The organism is Campylobacter sp. CFSAN093259 (assembly GCF_012889985.1).
Taxonomy (GTDB): domain Bacteria; phylum Campylobacterota; class Campylobacteria; order Campylobacterales; family Campylobacteraceae; genus Campylobacter_D; species Campylobacter_D jejuni.
This window is the reverse complement of record NZ_CP040617.1, coordinates 1401305-1418100: the sequence shown is the minus strand read 5'-3', so window position 1 is coordinate 1418100 and position 16796 is coordinate 1401305. Positions and strand designations below refer to the sequence as shown.

General features: G+C 27.3%; 15 protein-coding genes. 12 read left to right on the top strand and 3 right to left on the bottom strand.

The genetic code is table 11. The features are described 5' to 3' along the window. Positions 1 to 2 precede the first annotated feature (2 nt). The 8 genes from FBF20_RS07335 (at position 3) to FBF20_RS09015 (ending at position 8302) form a co-directional block, all read left to right on the top strand. Entirely contained in the window at positions 3 to 932 is a 930-nt protein-coding gene (locus FBF20_RS07335) for an FkbM family methyltransferase (protein ID WP_002889995.1), read from the top strand. Positions 933 to 935: 3 nt separating this feature from the next. After that, entirely contained in the window at positions 936 to 2123 is a 1188-nt protein-coding gene (locus FBF20_RS07330) for a GDP-L-fucose synthase (protein WP_079460764.1), read from the top strand. Continuing rightward, entirely contained in the window at positions 2116 to 3156 is a 1041-nt protein-coding gene (locus FBF20_RS07325; protein ID WP_002890912.1) for an NAD-dependent epimerase/dehydratase family protein, read from the top strand. The genes FBF20_RS07330 and FBF20_RS07325 overlap by 8 nt, the downstream gene beginning before the upstream one ends. 8 nt (positions 3157 to 3164) lie before the next feature. After that, a complete protein-coding gene (locus tag FBF20_RS07320; protein ID WP_002917288.1) occupies positions 3165 to 4196 on the top strand; it encodes a GDP-mannose 4,6-dehydratase in 1032 nt (343 codons plus the stop codon). Next, positions 4193 to 5212 carry a D-glycero-D-manno-heptose 7-phosphate kinase gene (hddA, locus tag FBF20_RS07315; protein WP_002917287.1) on the top strand — a complete coding sequence of 340 codons (1020 nt, stop codon included), beginning with the start codon at positions 4193 to 4195 and terminating at the stop codon, positions 5210 to 5212. The genes FBF20_RS07320 and hddA overlap by 4 nt, the downstream gene beginning before the upstream one ends. Continuing rightward, positions 5200 to 5805 carry a D-sedoheptulose 7-phosphate isomerase gene (gmhA2, locus tag FBF20_RS07310; protein ID WP_002890914.1) on the top strand — a complete coding sequence of 202 codons (606 nt, stop codon included), beginning with the start codon at positions 5200 to 5202 and terminating at the stop codon, positions 5803 to 5805. Before hddA ends, gmhA2 begins: the two co-directional genes overlap by 13 nt. Further along, positions 5793 to 6458 carry a nucleotidyltransferase family protein gene (locus FBF20_RS07305; RefSeq protein WP_002890917.1) on the top strand — a complete coding sequence of 222 codons (666 nt, stop codon included), beginning with the start codon at positions 5793 to 5795 and terminating at the stop codon, positions 6456 to 6458. Before gmhA2 ends, FBF20_RS07305 begins: the two co-directional genes overlap by 13 nt. Positions 6459 to 6550: 92 nt before the next feature. Further along, positions 6551 to 8302: a hypothetical protein gene (locus FBF20_RS09015; RefSeq protein WP_224168545.1), complete on the top strand. Its 1752-nt coding sequence runs from the start codon at positions 6551 to 6553 to the stop codon at positions 8300 to 8302. 54 nt (positions 8303 to 8356) lie between these two features. Here FBF20_RS09015 and FBF20_RS07290 read toward each other — a convergent pair whose 3' ends face one another. The 3 genes from FBF20_RS07290 to FBF20_RS07280 are packed head-to-tail and all read right to left on the bottom strand — an operon-like array spanning position 8357 to position 10711. Then, positions 8357 to 9697: a fatty acid--CoA ligase family protein gene (locus tag FBF20_RS07290; protein ID WP_002917584.1), complete on the bottom strand. Its 1341-nt coding sequence runs from the start codon at positions 9695 to 9697 to the stop codon at positions 8357 to 8359. Continuing rightward, entirely contained in the window at positions 9690 to 10412 is a 723-nt protein-coding gene (locus tag FBF20_RS07285; protein ID WP_032599106.1) for an SDR family oxidoreductase, read from the bottom strand. Before FBF20_RS07285 ends, FBF20_RS07290 begins: the two co-directional genes overlap by 8 nt. Further along, positions 10412 to 10711: a hypothetical protein gene (locus tag FBF20_RS07280; RefSeq protein ID WP_002891079.1), complete on the bottom strand. Its 300-nt coding sequence runs from the start codon at positions 10709 to 10711 to the stop codon at positions 10412 to 10414. Before FBF20_RS07280 ends, FBF20_RS07285 begins: the two co-directional genes overlap by 1 nt. 107 nt (positions 10712 to 10818) lie before the next feature. Between FBF20_RS07280 and FBF20_RS09010 the strand changes: the two genes are divergently transcribed. The 4 genes from FBF20_RS09010 (at position 10819) to FBF20_RS07260 (ending at position 16780) form a co-directional block, all read left to right on the top strand. Continuing rightward, positions 10819 to 12582, top strand: a complete 1764-nt coding sequence (locus FBF20_RS09010) for a hypothetical protein (protein ID WP_248276691.1) — start codon at positions 10819 to 10821, stop codon at positions 12580 to 12582. Positions 12583 to 12700: 118 nt separating this feature from the next. Next, positions 12701 to 13735 (top strand): radical SAM protein, encoded by a 1035-nt coding sequence (locus tag FBF20_RS07270; protein WP_002891091.1) that lies wholly within the window; start codon positions 12701 to 12703, stop codon positions 13733 to 13735. After that, positions 13728 to 14864: a methyltransferase domain-containing protein gene (locus FBF20_RS07265; RefSeq protein ID WP_002891092.1), complete on the top strand. Its 1137-nt coding sequence runs from the start codon at positions 13728 to 13730 to the stop codon at positions 14862 to 14864. The genes FBF20_RS07270 and FBF20_RS07265 overlap by 8 nt, the downstream gene beginning before the upstream one ends. Continuing rightward, positions 14858 to 16780 carry a hypothetical protein gene (locus FBF20_RS07260; RefSeq protein ID WP_052791390.1) on the top strand — a complete coding sequence of 641 codons (1923 nt, stop codon included), beginning with the start codon at positions 14858 to 14860 and terminating at the stop codon, positions 16778 to 16780. The genes FBF20_RS07265 and FBF20_RS07260 overlap by 7 nt, the downstream gene beginning before the upstream one ends. Positions 16781 to 16796 lie beyond the last annotated feature (16 nt).

The following is a 16796-nucleotide window of genomic DNA, read 5'->3' as shown; positions in this document are numbered from 1 at the left end:
ATATGGAAAAATTATTACAAGAGTTAAATGTTAATATTAAAGTTGGCAATCAATTGTCTTATCAAATTTTAATGTCAAATATTATTTCAAATTTAGATATTGATAAAAGAGATAAGGAAATTTTATTCCTATTATTACAAGATAGAGATAGAAATTATATTCGCATAAATAACAATGAGCAGTGTTATAGGAATATTGTAAATTATTTAAATCTTATTCGACCTTTGGAACTGCCTTTGTATAATTTACTAAGAATTGGTGGTAATGGAGATGGTGGTTATGTAATGTATAATGGGGGGGGGTGTATGAGCAATATTGATGCAAAAGCTCTTTCTTTAGGTGTTTCAGACAGTTCCCCTTGGGATTTGGAAATGGCTCAAAGAGGATTTGAGGTAATTGAATATGATGCTAGCATAGAAAAATGTCCTTATAGTCATGAAAATATTATTTTTCATAAAAAATTTATAGGCAATACAAATAACGAAAATACAATTACTTTAGCACAAGCTTTAAAAGATAATAATTTAGATGAGAGTAGGCCAAATATTTTGCAATGTGATATTGAAAATTGTGAATGGGATATGCTTGAAAATATTGATATAAGTATTTTAAATAAATATTTTTCACAAGTTATATTCGAATTTCATGGGTGTAATCCTGAAGAGCAAGATGGGGTTGAAAAAAGAATAAGTTTACTAAAAAAACTTAATGAATATTTTATTCCAATACATACACATTTAAATAATCACGGAAAGATTTTTTATTCTAAGGGATTATTTTTTAGCACTACCTTAGAAGTAAGTTATCTAAGAAGAAATGAGTTAAATTTAATGCAGGGTTTACATTACAGAAAAGAATGCGGAAATTTGCAAAATTTAGATTTTCCAGTTTGGCCATCTAATCCTGAAATTCCATTAAGATTTCAAGGATAAATGATGCAAAAAGATTCTAAAATTTACATAGCGGGTCATAGTGGTCTTGTGGGCAGTGCTATACTTAATGAACTTAAGCAACAAGGTTATAAAAATCTTGTTTTTAAAACTCACTTTGAGCTCGATTTAACAAACCAAAAGGCTGCGGCTGATTTTTTTGAGAGAGAAAAGCCAGAATATGTTATTTTAGCAGCAGCTAAAGCGGGTGGAATTCTAGCTAATAATACTTATCGTGCTGATTTTATTTATCAAAATTTAATGATAGAGTGCAATGTTATTCATAATGCTTATTTGCATAAAGTAAAAAAGCTACTTTTCATAGCTTCAACTACAGTTTATCCTAAAAATGCAACATTACCAACTAGTGAAGATCAAATGTTAAGTGGAGATCTTGAGTATACTAACAAACCTTACGCAATTGCTAAAATTTCAGGCTTGATGCTTTGTGAAAGTTATAATTTGCAATACAATACAAATTTTATAGCAATCACTCCTACAAATTTATATGGCAATAACGATAAATTTGATCTTGAAAAATCTCATGTATTGCCTGGAATTTTAAGAAAAATGCATTTAGCGAAGCTTTTAAATGAAAAACGATATGAGGACTTATTAAATGATTTAAAATTTGATTCCATTGAAGAAGCTAAGAATTATTTAAAAAAATTTGGTGTAGATGAGAATAATGTTGAAATTTGGGGTAGTGGAAAACCGACAAGAGAATTTTTACATAGTCAAGATTTAGCAAATGCTTGTTTATTTATCATGAATAATATAGATTTTAAAGATTTAAAAGGTGGTAATACTGAGATTATCAACACTCATTTAAATATAGGCCCACATAAGAATATCACTATTAAAGAATTAGCAGAATTAATCAAAAATATAGTAGGATTTAAGGGAAATTTAGTTTTTAATTTAAATCGCCCAGATGGTGCAATGCAGAAATTTACAGATTGCTCAAAAATTCATTCTTTAGGTTGGAAACATAAAATTGATTTAGAAAAAGGAATTCAAATGATGTATGAATGGTATAAAAATAATCAAGAAACTCAGAATAATAATAACAGCTCGATTAGATGGGGGGGGGGATTAAACTTTGAATACTTTATCTTTTCAAACATTCAATCTTTTTATACAAATAATATTTATGATTTTGCAAATTCTACAAAAAGGGTTTGCAATGCTTAAAGATTCTAAAATTTATATAGCAGGGCATGGTGGCACTTTAGGAAAAACTCTTTATAATACACTTATAGATGAGGGTTTTAATAATATTATCGTAAAAACAAGAAAAGAATTAGATTTAGTAGATCAAAAAGCTGTGACTGATTTTTTCGCAAAAGAAAAACCAGAATATGTTTTTTTATGTGCTGCCAAGCTTGATACCTTAGGGCTTTTTACTCCAGCCGATGTAATTTATGAAAATAGCGTACTTCAAGCAAATATTATTCATTCATCTTATCAAAATAATGTTAAAAAGCTTGTTTTTTATGGATCTGCTTGGGCTTACCCTCAAAAAGCTATAAATCCTATTAAAGAAGAGAATTTATTAGATGGAAAGCTAGATTTAAAAGCCATTGCATATGGTTTGCCAAAAATTATAGGAACAAAAATGTGCGAAAGTTATAACTTACAATATGGAACAAATTTTATCACTTTATATCTTGCAAACCTGTATGGAGAGACAACCGAGTTTGATTTACAAAAAGCAAAAGTTTTACCGGCTTTACTTCGCAAATTTCATTTAGCAAAACTTTTAGATGAAAATAAAATTGATGAGGTTCTAAAGGATTTGCAAATGAATTCCTTAGAGCAAGCAATGGAATATTTACAAAAATTTGGTGTAAGTAAAGATAGCGTAGAAATTTGGGGTGGCGGTAGTGTAATTAGGGAATTTATTCATGCAAAAGATTTAGCTGATGCTTCTATTTATGTGATGAAAAATATAGATTTTAAAGATATTGTTTCATCTAATGAACCGCATTTTAATGTAGGAAGTGGGGAATTTTTAAGTATAAAAGAACTTGCTTTTTTGATTAAAAATATTGTTGGATTTAAGGGTGAAATTATGTTTAACAATTCAAAACCAGATTCTACAATGGATAGAATGTTAGATAGTTCAAGGTTGCAAAATTTAGGCTGGAAGGCAAAAATCAAGCTTGAAGACGGCATTAAAATGATGTACGAATGGTATTTAAAAGAGCAAAATATAAGACAATAGGAACAGTTATGAAAAAAACAGCATTAATCACAGGATTTACAGGGCAAGTTGGCTCGCAAATGGCAGATTTTTTGCTAGAAAATACGGATTATGATGTTATAGGTATGATGCGTTGGCAAGAACCTATGGACAATATCTATCACTTAAGTGATAGGATCAATAAAAAAGATAGAATAGGTATTTTTTATGCAGATTTAAATGATTACTCTAGTCTTCAAAAACTTTTTGAGAGTCAAAGACCGGATGTGATCTTTCATTTGGCCGCACAGTCTTACCCAAAAACTTCTTTTGACATACCTATAGAAACATTACAAACAAATATCATAGGCACAGCAAATATTTTGGAAAACATTAGAATTTTAAAGGCAAAAGATGGATATGACCCTGTAGTGCATATCTGCTCTTCAAGTGAAGTTTATGGTAAAGCAAAAGTAGGGATTAAACTTAATGAAGAAACAGCTTTTCACGGTGCAAGTCCTTATAGTATAAGCAAAATCGGCGCTGATTATTTGGGAAGATTTTATGGTGAAGCTTATAACATTCGCACCTTTGTTACAAGAATGGGAACACATAGTGGTCCAAGACGTTCTGATGTGTTTTTTGAAAGTACAGTTGCAAAACAAATTGCTTTAATTGAAGCGGGTTATCAAGAGCCTGTTGTTAAGGTTGGAAATCTTTCGAGTGTAAGAACCTTTCAAGATTGTCGTGATGCTATAAGGGCTTATTATCTACTTTCTCTTGAGAGTCAAAAGGGTAATATTCCTTGCGGAGAAGCTTTTAATATAGCAGGAGAAGAGGCTTTTAAGCTTCCTGAAGTTATAGATATACTTTTAGGATTTTCTACAAGAAAAGATATAAAAATAGAACAAGATGAAGAAAGACTACGTCCTATTGATGCAGACTATCAAATGTTTGACAATACTAAAATCAAAAACTATATCAGCTGGAAGCCAGAAATTGCAGCTAGAAAAATGTTTGAGGATTTGTTAAATCATTGGAGAGATGAGATAAAAAAAGGAAGGATTCCTTTAAATAGATGAAAACCATACGCACGCAAACTCCTCTCCGCCTTGGTTTAGCAGGTGGGGGGACTGATATAAATTTATATTGTGATAAATACACAGGTTATGTTTTAAATGCGACTATATCTTTATACATACATTGTACTTTGATCGAAAGAGAAGATGCAAAAATCATTTTTGATTCTCCTGATACAAATTCTTACTCTGAGTACGAAAGTAAAGAATTCTTAGGAGATGATGGAAAATTAGATATTTTTAAAAGTATTTATAATCGCATTGTAAAAGATTTTACAAAAAAACCTTTAAGTTTTTCTTTGCATACATACTCAGATGTACCAAGTGGTAGTGGTTTGGGCGGAAGCTCAACTTTGGTTGTAGGGGTTATAAAAGCCTTTGCAGAATGGCTTAATCTACCTTTAGGAGAATATGAAATCGCTAAGCTTGCTTATGAGATAGAAAGAGAAGATTTAGGCATAGTAGGCGGAGCACAAGATCAATACGCCGCAACTTTTGGTGGCTTTAATTTTATGGAATTTTATGATAATAAAAGAGTCATTGTTAATCCTTTGCGTATTAAAAACTGGATAGCTAGTGAGCTTGAAGCTAGAACTGTGCTTTATTTTACAAATATTACAAGAGAAGCAAAAGATATAGAAGAACATAAAAAAGGAAAGCTCGGAGATGAAAAATCCCTTGAAGCTATGCACGCTATAAAACAAGATGCTATAAAGATGAAAGAAGCTTTGTTTAAGGCGGATTTTGATGCTTTGGCACAAATTTTAGGCAAGTCTTGGCAGTCAAAAAAAATCATTTCAGAAATCGTTAGCAATGATGAGCTTGAAAGAATTTATAAACTAGCTATAGATAATGGAGCTTATAGTGGCAAAACTAGTGGAGCAGGAGCAGGTGGATTTATGTTTTTCTTTGTGGATCCTACAAAAAAATACAACTTAATCAAAGCTTTAAGCAAAGAGCAAGGTTATGTGCAAGATTTTTCATTTACAAAAGAGGGGGTTAAATCATGGAGAATTTAAATTCCTATATAAAAGAACATTTTACAGATTCTATTTTAGCAAAAGAGCAAATTTTAAAAGATGAGAATTTAATAACTCTTATTAAGAATGCTTCATTAGAAGTCATAAAAGCTTATAAAAATGGTAACAAAACTTTACTTGCAGGAAATGGTGGTAGCGCAGCAGATGCACAGCATATTGCAGGGGAATTTGTAAGTAGATTTTATTTTGATAGACCAGGGATCGCAAGTATTGCACTTTCAACGGACACGAGTATATTAACTGCTATTAGCAATGATTATGGTTATGAAAATTTGTTTGCAAGACAAGTGCAAGCTCAAGGAGTTAAGGGAGATGTTTTTATAGGAATTTCTACAAGTGGAAATAGTAAAAATATTTTAAAGGCTTTAGAGCTTTGCAAGCAAAAAGAAATCATAAGCATAGGCTTAAGCGGAGCTAATGGCGGGGCTATGAATGAGCTTTGTGATTATTGTATCAAAGTGCCTTCAACTTGCACTCCAAGAATTCAAGAAGCGCATATTTTAATAGGACATATTATTTGTGCTATCGTTGAAGAAGAGCTTTTCGGCAAAGGTTTTTCTTGCAAGCAATAATACTTTGTGGCGGCTTAGGAACAAGGCTTAAAAGTGTTATAAAAGACATTCCAAAGCCTATGGCACCGATAAATGATAAGCCTTTTTTAGAATTTATTTTTGAGTATCTTAAAAAGCAAGGCATAAAAGAAGTTATCTTAGCGGTATCATACAAATATGAAGTGATAAAAGAGTATTTTAAAGATGAGTTTTTAGGCATAAAAATAAAATACGGTATAGAAAAAGAGCCTCTAGGAACGGGTGGAGCTATAAAAGAGGCTTTGAAATTTATAAAAAATGAAGTTTATGTTTTAAATGGCGATACTTTTTTTGGCATAGATTTAAGCAAATTAAAGCTAAATGGAAGTAAAATTTGCCTTGCTTTAAAACAAATGAATGATTTTGATAGATATGGCACAGTAAATGTTAATGAGCAAGGTTTTGTGATTTCTTTTGAGGAAAAAATATTTAAAAAGCAAAGTTTAATCAATGGTGGAATTTATCTTTTAACTAAAGATATTTTTAATGAATTTGATTTAGAGAAAAAATTTTCTTTTGAAGAGTTTTTACAAGAAAATTGTGAAAAATTAAAGACTAGAGCTGAAATTTTTAATGATTATTTTATAGATATTGGTGTGCCTAGTGATTACGAAAGGTTTAAAAATGAACAATAAAAATGTAGTTTTGCTTGATGATGGCAATAATTCTATAAACTAAATTAATTTTAAAAATTAAAAAATAAATTATAATATTTAAGGAATTATTTATGAAAAAAATTGTTTTATTGGGCGCAAGCAATTCGTTGGTTTTTAATGGTTTGCAACTTGGCTTAAGGCAAGAAAATATCACATTGTATAATTTGTCTTTAGGTGGAAGTTCTGCATTATCGAAAATATATACATTACATAAGCAAGAAAATATTAAAATAATCAAAGAAGCTGATTTAATAATTGTGGAAACTAATATAGTAGATTTATATGAAGTTATCTGTCAAAATATGACTATTGAGCAGTCTTATAGAAATATTAACTGGTTATTTGAGGAATTATTTTTTTTAAATATCAAAGTAGTTGATTTATTATTATTTGAACAACATTTTTTTAATCAACATAATAAACTCGCCAATATTATTCATTCTGCACACAAACAATGTTGTCAAAAATATGGATTTAATTTTATAAGTGTTCATGACTTTTATATAAATAAAAATATCCATTATTTTTATTTATCGCATCCAGATCCAGCTCATCAAATTTCTACAATTATGTATAATCTTGGAAAAAATATTGCACATAATATAGAGAATTTTTATCCTCCTAGAATACTGAATATGTGTAAAATTAACCCCAACTTTTCTATTTGTACCCCAGATATGTTTATATGCGATAAAGAAGATATAATTTTAACAGAGGAAAAAGATTTACAACATAGAGAAAAAGTATATTATTTAAAAAATGATATAAAATTACAATTTCCACATACTTTCATTAATTATTATATATGTGCAATACATGTATGGAATAAGGTAAAATATGCTAAAACTAATGATCAGATTAGAAAAACTTATTCTAGCATAGTTATACAAAATCTAAAAAAAAGTATAGTTAAGAATGCAGCGGCTTATAATTATTGTTTTGGATTTTATGAAACTAATTTTATAATTGATAAGCAATCATATATTTTCTTTAATTATAACAATTTACCTCATACCGAAAATTCAGCAGGCACTCTTTTAATTAATAATAAAATCAATGTTTTAAATTTTTTTGGCGTATCCGCTTTTCTATTAGCTGATCAAAATGGAAAATTTGACTTTAGTGAAGAAATTAAACTTATACAAAATGAAAATATTACAATTGACAAAGAATATGATTTTACTTATTTAGTTCCTCCAGTAGAGGATTATAAAACAGCTATAGAAGAATATAATTTTAGAATGGATCCAGTTAAATTAGTTCCTTTGCAAAAACAAATCAAAGAAAAAGATAATATCATCTCTACTTTAAATCAAGAAAAAACAACCCTACAAAATGAACTTAATTCTTTTCCTATTAAAAAACAACGTTTAGAATTAGCTAATCTAGAACAAGATTTGATTATTAAAAAATTAGAAAGTAAAAAACTTGCTAAATCTTTGGGTATAAAAATGAGCATAATAAATCCTAAAATTACTTTTATTCAAGCTAATTCAGCTAAAGCTCGTATTCAAAACCATCTGTCCTATAAACTAGGACAAGCTTTAATCGCTAATTCAAAAAGTATATTAGGATATATAAGAATACCTTATGTATTATCTTATATAAAAGACAAACATAAATTTGAACAAAAAGCCTATGAAGAAAAAATAAAAGAAAATCCAAATTTAGCTTTACCTCCTTTAGAAACTTATCCTGACTATAATGAAGCTTTAAAAGAAAAAGAATGTTTTACTTATAAACTAGGCGAAGCTTTAATGCAGGCTAATAAAAATTGGTATGGGGGGGGGGTATATCAAATTTATATTCAAAGATGTGCCTAGGTTGAAGAGGGAGTTTGGGAAGAAGGGGTGAAATTTACAAAAAATAAGAAAGAGTTAAGAATTTCTTATTTTTTTAAACCGTTCGCTGATTTCTAACTTTTGAACAATCTCTACTTTGGTTGGTATTTTATAGCTAGCTAGTTTATCTTTGCAAAATAGTCTTATTTCCTTTTTGGCTTCTAAATTAGCAGGATTTTCATTTTGTTCTAATACAATCTTTACACAGACACTTTGGCCCGTTAGAGGATTATTTTGTCCATAGACTAAACAATCTTGTATAAATGGTATTTGCATTAATATACCCTCTACTTCTTGGGGTAATACTTTTTCTCCGCCAACATTAATAACTTCTTTGTTTCTTCCGATAATTTTAATATATTCTTCACCATTTTCATTAATCACTTCAACCAAATCGCCAGTAGCAAAGTATCCATCATTTGTAAAAACAGAGTTATCAGCATTTAAATAACCCAAACTTTGCATATTGCTTTTTAAAAATAGCTCGTTGTTGATAATTTTATATGCTATATTTTCCAATTTAAAGTAATTTCCGAAGCTTTTTGTTTGAGCTATGCCTACTTCGCTTGTACCAAAGGTTTGATGAAATTTAACTTTTGGAAAAGTTTGTTTTAATTTTACAAGCAAAGCTTCTGGCATTTTTTCTGTGCCATAGCTAATAATCTTTAAAGAGCTTAAATTATATTTTTCAATTACATTTGCTACCAACATTAAACTAAGTAAAGAAGGTGAAGCAGGTAAGAGTGAAATTTGATATTTTTCTATGGTTTGAGCTAGAGCTTCAATATTTTTTCTTTCCTTTATAGCAATTGCACAAGCATTCATACTAAGACAGTTAAACAAAGTATTTAAACCACCTATATGATCAAACATTAAAAACAATAAAATATTAAGTTTTTTTGATTTTTTATTAAGATAGGCATTTAAAATCTTATCAAGATTATGCACCATAGCTTTAGGTTTACCTGTGCTGCCACTTGAAAATAAAATTAAACCAGGTTTGTTATCATCTATGAGTTTTTGGATTAAATCATGATTGTTACAATGTTTTTTCTGTAGCTCGTATTGATTGTTTTTAAATAAAATATCGCAATTAACTTCGGCAAGTTTGTTGTCAATCTCACTTTCATTGATAAATGGAATGATTATTTTATTAAGCTCAATACATGCTAAAAATAAACTTATACTTTCAAAATCATAATCTCCTGTAATACCCACAATATTTATATCTTTAAGCTTTGTTAATAAATTGATTTTATTGATGATGTTATTATACAAATCATTGTAAGTATATTTTTGTTCTTCATAGATTAAAGCATATTGCTCTTGATTTTTATTAAAAACTTTATTTAAAAAGATATTTTTAAATTTATCCATTTACTCCACCTAGATATATTATCTGCCCTGTTATAAAATCACTTTTTTCATTAATAAAAAAATCAATCACATTAGCAAGGTCTTGAAAATTTCCGAATCTTTTTATAGCTTGTTTATTAAGTAAATCTTGTATTTTATCTTTTGGGACATTTTTAATTAAATCAGTAGGAACTGGGGTAGGTCCTATGGCATTGCAAGTAATGCCAAATGAACTTAATTCTTTAGCACAAACTTGAGTTAAATTGCAAATAGCTGCTTTTGATGCAGCATATATAGCTTCCCCTTCCAACCTTAAAGCAACTGCAACAGTAGAAAAATTTACAATCCTATAAGGCATAGCAACTTGTTCTTTTTTATAAGTTTGACTCATAATCTTTGAAACTTCTCTTATAAACAAAAAACTACCATAGACATTAGTTTTAAAAATATTATCTAAGCTTTTAAATGGAGTGGTTAATATATGATTCATAGCTGCTATGCCAGCATTATTAATTAAAATATCAATTTTTCCAAATTCTTTTTTTATACTTCTTACCATAGAAACTACAGTTTTTTCATCGCAAACATCTAATTCAAAATGTCTATAATTTTTATGATTTATACTTGCTTTACCTCTTGAGCAACCACAAACTATATGATTTTTTGCTAAATAATATTCACTTAATTCTTTGCCTATGCCTTTTCTAGTTCCTGTGATAATGATAATTTTTTGCATCATTCTTGCTCTTGGAGTTTTTTAACTATATAATTGGTCAAGCTTTCAACGTCTTTAAATGGAGAATTTCTTGCACTCATCATTTTTTCATCTGCTAAAATGATTTCTTTATTAAATTCTCTACTTAAAAGTTCTTCCAAATCAGCAACTAAATTTACTAGAGCTAGCGAGTCTAAACAACCACCAAAACCATTATATAATTTTGTATGTTCATCTGCTATTTTTAATTCATCTACTTCATATTCATCTGCTGATGATCGAAGTGTTTGTATAATATGTTGTTGAATTTTATTTTTCATCTAACAAATCCTTTGTTGTGTGTTTGATTAAATAATTTATATTTTATTATATATGAGATATAATTATACTTAAAAAGTATAACAAATTATCAATATGGGAAAATGTAATGAGAAAAAATAAAATTTTAATAATGGGTGCAAGCAATTCTATATTACCTGGCGGACTTAGAGCTGGTTTAAGTCAAAGTAATGTTGATTTCGATAATTTATCAATAGGTGGGTCAATTGCTTCTAGTAAAATTTATACAATATTGAAATATAAACAACGTATAAAAGAAGCAGATTTAGTGATTTTAGAATGTAACTTAGCAGATGTTGATAGGGTTGTATTTGATGATATTGGTTTTGAAGAGTGTATTAGAAATACTTGTTGGCTATATGAAGAATTATATAAAATTAATGAAAAAGTTTTAAATCTTTTGTTGGTAAATACTCACAAGAATGAAGTTGAAAAATATATAAGAAATATTCATAAGTTGTTGTGTAATAAATATGGATTTAATAGTATAGATATGCATAGTTATTACGAAAGTAGAGAAATTTTAAATTTTTTCTTATCGCATCCAGATCCAGCTCATCAAATTTCTACAATTATGTATAATCTTGGAAAAAATATAGTAACCAATATAGAAAATTTCAAAAAATCAAAAATAAATATAAAACAACACAATCCTCTATTTTTGTATTTAACACCTCTTGATTTGGATTTAATCGAAGGTAATTTACAATACTCTTTAAAAAAACATCCATTGTTTCAAGAATGTCAAACATATAGAATAGAATTAAATACTAAATTGAAATTTCCAACAAAGTATAGTAATTTCATTTTAATAGGGATGCACACATATAATGAAGAATTAAAAATAAAAAATTGGATGAAAAAAAGACAAAGTTACGGAAATATTGCAATAACTAATGATACATGTTGTATTGTAAAAGCAGCAGCATGCTATAATACTTTTTTAGATATAAAAAAACATTTTATAATTGATAAGAATACTTATATTAAATTTGAAACAAATAAACCTGCAACAGAAAATTCTTTTATGGTAGTTTTTTCCGAAAATAAGAAAAATACGTTAAATTACATCGACGTATCCGCTTTTCTATTAGCTGATCAAAATGGAAAATTTGACTTTAGTGAAGAAATTAAACTTATACAAAATGAAAATATTACAATTGACAAAGAATATGATTTTACTTATTTAGTTCCTCCAGTAGAGGATTATAAAACAGCTATAGAAGAATATAATTTTAGAATGGATCCAGTTAAATTAGCTCCTTTGCAAAAACAAATCAAAGAAAAAGATAATATCATCTCTACTTTAAATCAAGAAAAAACAACCCTACAAAATGAACTTAATTCTTTTCCTATTAAAAAACAACGTTTAGAATTAGCTAATCTAGAACAAGATTTGATTATTAAAAAATTAGAAAGTAAAAAACTTGCTAAATCTTTGGGTATAAAAATGAGCATAATAAATCCTAAAATTACTTTTATTCAAGCTAATTCAGCTAAAGCTCGTATTCAAAACCATCTGTCCTATAAACTAGGACAAGCTTTAATCGCTAATTCAAAAAGTATATTAGGATATATAAGAATACCTTATGTATTATCTTATATAAAAGACAAACATAAATTTGAACAAAAAGCCTATGAAGAAAAAATAAAAGAAAATCCAAATTTAGCTTTACCTCCTTTAGAAACTTATCCTGACTATAATGAAGCTTTAAAAGAAAAAGAATGTTTTACTTATAAACTAGGCGAAGCTTTAATGCAGGCTAATAAAAATTGGTATGGGGGGGGGTATATCAAATTTATATTCAAAGATGTGCCTAGGTTGAAGAGGGAGTTTGGGAAGAAGGGGTGAAATAAGAAATTTTTTAAATTTTCACAAAGCATAAGAAATTGTAATAATAGATTTTTTAATGTAAAATTTGTTAAAATGTTTATAAATTAAGATGATATCTTAACAAAGGGAGATAATTATGACTAGCGAATTGAAAAGAAATATAACTTCATTTACAGGAATTGTTGGGAGTGAAAAAATAAATGATCTTTGTAAAATTAAAAATGAAAGGAAATGGAACGATTATAGAGAAAGATATGAGAAACTTTCCAGATTAGAGATAATTCAAAATTTTCCTATTCAGATTGATTTTGAACTTAATGCTACTTGTAATCTTAGATGTCCAATGTGTCCATTATCTGTCGAGTTAAATAGTGAAAAAAAGCAATATAAATTTCCGTTTGAATTATTTTGTAAAATTATTGACGAAGGAGTAAAATATGGGCTAGAGGCTGTAAGATTAAACTATTTAAACGAGCCACTTTTAAGAGATGATTTGGAGGATTTTATTTTTTATGCAAAAAACAAAGGTGTTCAAGATATTTATTTTTCAACAAATGGTATGCTTCTTAACAAGGAAAGAATAAAGTCTCTTATAGCAGTGGGTCTAGATAGAATTCAAATTTCTATTGATGCAAACTCTGAAAAACTTTACAAAAAAATTAGACCTGGTGGAAATTATAATCAAGTTCTTTCTAATATTTTAACTTTAGTGGAGTTAAAAAAAGAGATGAAAAGTTTAACTCCTCTAGTAAGGGTAAACTTTGTTCGTACAGAAATTAATGAACATGAATTAGATAATTTTATTGATTTTTGGAAAAATAAAGTAGATATGATAGGTGTTCAAGAAATGGTTAAGCCGCCAAAAAGTACACAAGAATTATTTAGTAGGACAACTGAAAGAAAAAAGAAATTTCAATGTTCTCAGCCATATAAATTATTAGTATTTACAGCAGAAGGGAAAGTTCTCCCTTGTTGTAATTTTTATGGTGAAGAGATGCCATTGGGGAATATTTATGATTTTTTAAGAGAAAATCAGATAGAAGATGGGAATATCTTAAAATATTTTTGGAGTCATGCTAAAATAAAACAATTAAGAGAATTGCATAAAAAATGCGATTATGCCAAGAATCCTATTTGTAAAAAATGCATAGAAGGTGCATTATATGAATAGTATAAAATATATTTCGCGAAAAAAATGTGTTATTAGCAATACAGAATTAGAGTTTTTATCTAAAGATACATTTCCTTTATTTTGCGGCTGTGTTGAAACTGATTTGAAAGATGATTTGATTTGTGAACAAGAATGGGCTATTTCAAAATATGGCGTAATTCAACTTAAAAATCTTATTCCACTAGAATTATTGTATAAAAATGGACATAATTCTGGAACGATTGGAGAACTTTGGGAAGAACATCATAAAAAATTCGCAGATTTTATTGTAGAAAATAATCCTAAAAGTATTTTAGAAATAGGCGGAGGACATGGAAAGCTTTCACAGAATTGCTTAAATTTATTGGATTTAAATTGGACTATAGTTGAACCAAATTCTAAAAATAAATATGAAAATGTTGACTATATAGATGGATTTTTTTGTAAGGAAATTTTTAATAATAAAAAATTTGATACTATTGTTCATAGTCATACCTTTGAACATATTTATGATCCATGTAAATTTTTAGAAGAAATTTCTTTTATTTTAGCAAATGGTGATAAAATGATATTTTCTTTACCAAATATGCAAAAATGGCTTAGAAATAAATTTCCCAATTGTTTTAATTTTGAGCATACTATACTTCTAAGTGAATGTGTTTTAGAATTTTTGTTGCATAAATACAAATTTAAAATTCTTGATAAAAAATATTTTAAGGAACATAGTATTTTTTATTGTATTTGTAAAGATGAAAGTATTAATAATGAGAAAGCAACTTTGAAAAATCAGTACGAAGAAAATAAAAAATTATTTTTGGATATGAAAGAATATTATCGAGAAAAAATTGTTGAGTTAAATAAAGTTCTAGAAAATACTACTAAAAAAGTCTATCTTTTTGGGGCGCATTTATTCTCCCAGTACCTAGTTTTTAAAGGGTTAAAAACCAATAAAATTGTGAATATTTTAGACAATGACTTAAATAAACAAGGAAAAAGACTATATGGTACTAGCTTTATGGTTGAATGTCCAAAAAATTTAAAACATAATGATAATTGTTTAGTTATTTTAAATGCTGGTATTTATAATGATGAGATAGAAAAGGATATTATAAGAAACATTAATAGTAATGTAGAGATTATAAAATGTTAAATATAAATAATGTGGACAGTTTAGTTAAAAAAGCTATAGATAATTGGAGTTATGAATTTATTGACAAATTTTTAAATAAAGAAAATTTATCTGATGAATATTTACTTTTAGTATATAAATTAGGGAAATATGATTTTTTATTACAAAATTTTGATTATATTAATAAATTATCATTATTTTTAGGTATTGATTCTAAAGACTTATATGATTTTATGTCTTTATGTTTAAAGCAAAAGTCTATAAATGAGAATTTCTTATCTGGTAAATATAAGACTTCATATATAGGATTTTTATCTTCTCGTTTAGATATTATAAATTATGAAGATTGCCAACTATTTTTAAAAATTTTAAATGAAGTAAGAAATTCTCAAGATTTAATCTTACAGTCTTTTTTTTTAAAAAATTCAATAGATTTTTTTTACATCAATTCAAGTAATATTTTTTTTAGAGATGGAATTTATTTTATTATGCTAGAAATTATATACAGTAATTTTTTAAATACTTTAGGTGGAAGATTGTATTATGATAAATTAAGAGTTATTGCAGGAGAATATTTTTATCAAAAAAAATCTTATTCAGGAAGTAGGATAGCTTTATGTCTAAATGGGCAGTTAAGACCTGGTTGGCGTGATAGTATTAAAGCGTTAATTGATTCTTTCTCTCATCTTGGCAATATTGATGTTTTTATATACTCTTGGAATATGGAAAATCTATGGCCAGGTTCTGGTGGAAATGGTATAGGATGGATTAGAAGATTTTTTCATCCTATGCTTCATAGATGTCCTCCTGAACTCATAATGTCTAATATCGATTTTTCTAAGAAATTTCCGAATGTTTTTAATGTAATTTCAAAAGAATTGAATAAAACAATTTCTATTAAAGATATATTGATTTTAAATAATAAAATAAAAAAAGTGACTTTAGAATCATATTCTAAAGTTGTTAATCGTTTAGGGGAATTAAAAAATGATTCTAAAATATATTATGGAATCTACCAAGTTTATAAAAGTATGGAAGAATATGAAAAGCAAAATAATTTTAAATATGATTTTATTATACGTGTTAGACCTGATTATGTTATAGAAAAGAATGATATAAAAATTGAAGACTTGCATTTATTAGAGTTAAATGATATCTATGATGCAAGGTATTTTTGTGGTCTAGATGGAAGTTTGCAAATAGGTAGAAGAAATGCAATGGAAATTTATATGAAAACTTGGGCATATGCTAAAGAAAATAAAGAAAATCCTTATTTTAATACATTTCTTAAAAATTTTCCGCAAACTTGTATGAGTCCAGGAAATGGATTTTTATCGCATTATTTTTTAAGCCAATGGGTAGATTTTTTAAAACTAAGAGTAGTGAAAATGAATATAAAATTTTCATATCTTAATAATTTTTTATTTGATAATATAAGTTTTCCAGATGTAAAGAATGAACTAAATAAAGATATTTGGCATATTAAAAAAAATAAGATATTTAATGAAGTTCAGATTGGTAAAATTATTGATTTTTTTGATTTAATTGCTAAGAAATATAAAATAATTTCTAAAAATCACAGTAATTTAGCAAAAACAAAAATACAAAATCACTTAGCATATAAATTAGGTCAAGCCATAATAGATAATTCAAAAAGTATATGGGGATATATAAAAATGCCTTTTGTCTTATTCTATATACGATACAAGCATCAAAAAGAACAGCTTGATTATATTCAAAGAAGAAAAATAAATCCAGAGTTAGTTTTACCTCCTTTGGAAGATTGTTCTGATTATGAAGAGGCATTAAAAATTAAGAATTATTTTTCATATAAATTAGGTGAAGCTTTTATTAAAGCAAGCAAAAATTGGTATAAAGGTGGGTATATCAAATTTATATTCAAAGATGTGCCTAGATTGAAGAGGAAATTGGATTAGGCGTTCTTTTTAGTTC